Annotated in this window: 4 protein-coding genes; 1 reads left to right on the top strand and 3 read right to left on the bottom strand. The window is 72.0% G+C overall.

Annotated features, from left to right (window positions below; genetic code table 11):
* Window positions 1-25 precede the first annotated feature (25 nt).
* From ACLFOB_RS14430 to ACLFOB_RS14420, 3 genes are read right to left on the bottom strand one after another with little or no spacing between them, the layout of a single operon-like run.
* The gene (locus ACLFOB_RS14430; RefSeq protein ID WP_410926536.1) at window positions 26-1,279 is read right to left on the bottom strand and encodes a DUF6522 family protein; all 1,254 of its coding nucleotides are present in this window, start codon (window positions 1,277-1,279) and stop codon (window positions 26-28) included.
* On the bottom strand, window positions 1,272-2,489 hold the full coding sequence (locus ACLFOB_RS14425) for a P-loop NTPase (RefSeq protein ID WP_410926535.1): 1,218 nt from the start codon (window positions 2,487-2,489) through the stop codon (window positions 1,272-1,274). The genes ACLFOB_RS14430 and ACLFOB_RS14425 overlap by 8 nt, the downstream gene beginning before the upstream one ends.
* On the bottom strand, window positions 2,486-3,088 hold the full coding sequence (locus ACLFOB_RS14420; RefSeq protein WP_410926534.1) for a MarR family transcriptional regulator: 603 nt from the start codon (window positions 3,086-3,088) through the stop codon (window positions 2,486-2,488). Before ACLFOB_RS14420 ends, ACLFOB_RS14425 begins: the two co-directional genes overlap by 4 nt.
* Window positions 3,089-3,181: 93 nt before the next feature.
* On the opposite strand from ACLFOB_RS14420, the gene ACLFOB_RS14415 reads away from it, so the two are divergent.
* Window positions 3,182-4,036, top strand: a complete 855-nt coding sequence (locus tag ACLFOB_RS14415) for a sigma-70 family RNA polymerase sigma factor (RefSeq protein ID WP_410926533.1) — start codon at window positions 3,182-3,184, stop codon at window positions 4,034-4,036.
* Window positions 4,037-4,184 lie beyond the last annotated feature (148 nt).

Here is a 4,184-nt window from a genome sequence, read left to right as displayed (position 1 = left end):
CGCCTGTGCCTGCACCGTTTCGCGCTCAGCCCGCCTGCGCCCGTGCCAGGTAGGCCTCTCGCGCAGCGGCCATCTCGCGTGCCCACCAGGCGGCGTCGTCCTCGTCCTCCGCCGGGCCGCGACCGAGGCGCGCAGCCTCCTCGAAAAAGCCCTGTCCGGGCGTCATCCCGCGCATCCGGCTGACCACGAGACTGGCCATCAGCGGCCGGCCGGCGCGGGCGTCCTCTGCCATCGTGGCTTCCAGCGCGCGGGTGACGCGGCGCACGGCACCGGGCATGTACATCCCCAAGGCCCGGGCCAGCCCTCCGTAGGTCAGCGGCAGGGCATCCGGTGGCGTCCCGGCGATCTGCGCGCGGATCTTCTGGCGCAGCGCTGCCTCGTCGTCGGGGGCGCGGCGTGGTGGGGGCACCTCTCGCGCGCTGCCGTCGGGGGCGATTTCGGCGGCCCAGGCGCGGTCGCCGTGGCGCACGGTGATCCGGGTCATGCCGGCGTCGGGGCCCACGCCCTCTTCCACCGTGGCTGCTGCCTCTCCCGCGCGCAGTGCCGCGCGCAGGGCGTCGGGCGTCAGGCCCAGCTTCGGCGCCAGGTAGTCGGGGGCCACCATGAAGCGGCCCTGCTCCTCGCTGATCGCGCCGGGCGGCACGGGGCGATTGAGTAGCGGCGTGGCGCCGGAGGGGGCGGCGGGCGCCTCGGAGTAATAGGGGTTCGTGCCGGCCGAGTGGTCGGTCACGTCCACGATCTCGCGCACCTCGGGCACGGCCATGCGGATCATCTGCTCGACCCCGTGGCGCAGGGTGGCGGCCGAGGCGGCGCAGCCCTGGCAGCCGCCGGACATGCGCAGCGACACGACGCCATCCTTCACGTCGACCACGGCCACATGGCCGCCGTGCGCGGCGATCGACGGGTTGGCCTGCGCGTCGAGGACATGCTGCACGGCATCGCGCACCGCCGCATCGTCACGCCCGCCGGGGGCAGGGGCCGCCGCCCCTTCGCCCAGCGGCGCGTCGGTCGCGGCCAGCGTTTCGCGGATCGCCGCGGCGACGGGCGCCTTCAGGGCGTCCCATTCGGCCTCGGGCGTCTTGGTCACGGTGACGACGGCGTCGGCGACGTGCAGGGCCTGCACGCCATCGAGCGCAAGGATCGCGCGGGGCAGGGGGGCCTCGCCCGGCTCGGCGCCTGAGAAGGTTGCGCCCGCCTGCACCTCGCGCTCCAGCGCGAAGCGCATGGTGTGGGGATCGCCCATGGGGCGTTCGGCGCGGATCTTCAGCTTTTCAGACATCCTCTACCTCCGCCGCCTGCATGGCGCGGAGCGTGGCGAATGGGTAGATGCCGCTCTGGTGCCCGTCGCTGAAGGCGATGCCGACGGCGTAGTTGCCCAGCGACCAGATCCGCACCGGCGTCACGTCGAGCGGCACGGTCGAGGGGTCCAGCAGCGCGCGCCCGCTCATCTCGTCCACGCATTGCGCGCAGCGGCAGGCCAGCCGCAGGTCGCGCACGTCGTGCCGCGTGACCGCGCCGTCGGCCCATGTGATGGCAAGCGTCCGGGGATCGGGCCGGTCCATTGCCAGCGGCACCTCGGGCGGGCCACCCTCGCGCGCGGCCTCCGGATGGCCGCGCGGCGCGCCGGTGTTCTCGGCCCAGTTCCAGTCGAAGGGCAGTTCCAGCCGCGCGCCGCCGCCTTCGCCGCCGGCCACCTGGGCGGCGATGGCGCGATAGGCCTCTGCCGCCGGTGCTTCCGGCTGCGCCACGACAAGCGGCCTGCCCGCGTCGCCGCAGTCCACCACCGCCGGGTCGAGCGGCACGGCACCCAGGAAGGGCACGCCAAGGTCGCGCGCGATCCGCTCGCCGCCGCCCTGGTGGAAGATGTGCGTGACCGATCCGCAGGAGGGGCAGGTGAACCCGCTCATGTTCTCGACGATGCCCAGGATCGGCACCTTGACCTGTTCCATCATTCGCAGGCCACGGCGCGCGATCTTCAGGCTCACGTCCTGTGGTGTGGTCACGATCACCGCGCCCGAGAGCGGGAAGGCCTGCGCCAGCGTCAGCTGCACGTCCCCGGTGCCCGGCGGCAGGTCCAGCAACAGCACGTCCACCCCGCCCCAGGCGACCTCGGTGATGAACATGCGCAGGTATTTCGCCACCATCGGGCCGCGCAGGATGGCGGGCTTGTCGTCGCCCGTCAGCATCCCCATCGAGATCACCTTGACCCCGTGCGCCTCGGCCGGGATCACCTTCTGGTCGGGGCCGAGGCGGGGCGGCTCATCCGTGGGCACGCCCAGCATCCCGGGGATCGAGGGGCCGTAGAGGTCGGCATCGACCACGCCCACCGTCAGCCCCTGCGCGGCGAGCGCGAGCGCGAGGTTGGTGGTGACGGTGGATTTGCCGACACCGCCCTTTCCGCTCGCCACGGCGATGATGCGGCCGATGCCGGGCAGGCTGTCGGACCCGCCGGTGGTCTGCGGGCCAAGTTTGGGGGGGGCGTCCGTCACGGGATGTCCTTCTGGTCTTCGGGAAGCTGCAGGAGCTGATCCTCTCCGGCGGCATAGCTGGCACAGAGTTTGCCGATCTCGTCAGGCGTGAGCTCCGCCGCGACACAGGCGCAATGGCCGCCCGACTGGCGGGCGCTGAAATGGCGGCAGTCGCCGCAGGTGCCGAAGGCATGGGCGCCGCGCGCCGCGGCCACGTCGACGGCGAGCGCGGGAAGCGCGCGTGCCAGCGCGTCGCGCGCGGCGCAGTCCAGCCGGCCGATCGATTGCGCGAGATGGCGCAGCGGATCGCGCGCCAGCATGTCCTGTCCGGCCTCGGTCAGTTCGAACCGGACGCTGCGCCGGTCCTCTTTCGCGCGCATGCGGGTCAGATACCCCTTCGTCTCGAGCGATTTCACGGTCTGCGACGCGGTGCCGCGCGTTGTAGCGTGAAAGCTCGCGAAGGCCGACGGCGTGCGCGAGCTGCGATTGGCGCGCGCGAAGAAGCGCAGCGCCGTCCATTGCGCCGGCGTGAGCGCGGCAGCGCCGTCCTCGCCGCGCGCGGCGCGGCCCAGGTGCACGAGGAATTCCGCGATCTCGTCGGGGGACAGGTCGTCGCTCATGGATCCGATAGTAGCGTTTCGATATCATGTTGACAAGCGGCGGCATGCGGCGGATAGTTTCGATACGCTATCAATACGGACGCTGCGCCTGCCATGAACAAGCCCTTCAAGCCGCCTCGCACCGATCGCACCCTGACCCGTCCGGCCGAGTTCCTCGATGCCGAGACGGAACAGGCGCTGGCGCGGGCCTGGCGCGACAGGGGCGACACCGCGGCGCGCAACCGGCTGATCACGGCGCACCGCGCGCTCGCGCTGGCGGCGGCGCGCAGGGCGGCGGGGCCGGGGCGCGCCCCGGACGACGACGTGATCCAGCAGGCCAACATCGGCCTGCTCAAGGCGGCCGAACGCTTCGATCCCGAGCGCGGTTTCCGCTTCTCGACCTATGCCGCCTGGTGGATCCGCGCCGAGATACAGGATTACCGCATGCGCAGCTGGTCGCTCGTCCGCCTCGGCAACTCGCCCGCGCTCAGGCGGCTTTTCTTCAACCTGCGCCGCGTCGAATCGCGCCTGCGCATGACCGGCGAAGTGCCGGAAGACCAGATGGATGCCGCCATCGCCGCCGAACTCGAGGTCGACGTCGACCAGGTCGCTGCGATGCGCCAGCGGCTCGCGGCGCGCGACGGCTCGCTCAACCGGCCGGCGCTGGGCGAGGAGGGCAGCGAGATCCAGGAACTGCTCGAGGACCCGCATGCCGACACGGAGGGCGAGGTGGGCGCCCGCATCGATCGCCGCGCCTTCTGGTCGAGCGTGGCAGGACACATGCAGGCGCTCCCCGAGCGCGAGCGAGAGATCGTCATCGCCTCTTTCGTGCAGGAACCGCCCAAGACGCTCGCCGAACTGGGCGAGGCCTACGGCATCTCGCGCGAGCGGGTGCGCCAGCTGCGCGAACGGGGAATCGAGCGCCTGCGCAAGGCTTTCGCAGCAGAGGCGACCGCCTTTCAGCCCTGAACTGGCGCGCCGTCACGGCGGGGCTGGCTGCCCGCCGTAGCGTCAAGAACGGGTTTTTTGTCGTTCGGATGACAGAAAGGGCTTGCGACTCGGGTCCGCTCTCCGTAGATAGCGCTTCACCGGCGGCGCTGAGGGATTGGCGCGGTTG

The organism is Rhodosalinus sp., from assembly GCF_046542825.1.
Classification (GTDB): Bacteria; Pseudomonadota; Alphaproteobacteria; order Rhodobacterales; family Rhodobacteraceae; genus Rhodosalinus.
The sequence above is the reverse complement of the archived record's forward strand: the minus strand, read 5'-3'. Positions and strand labels throughout refer to the sequence as shown.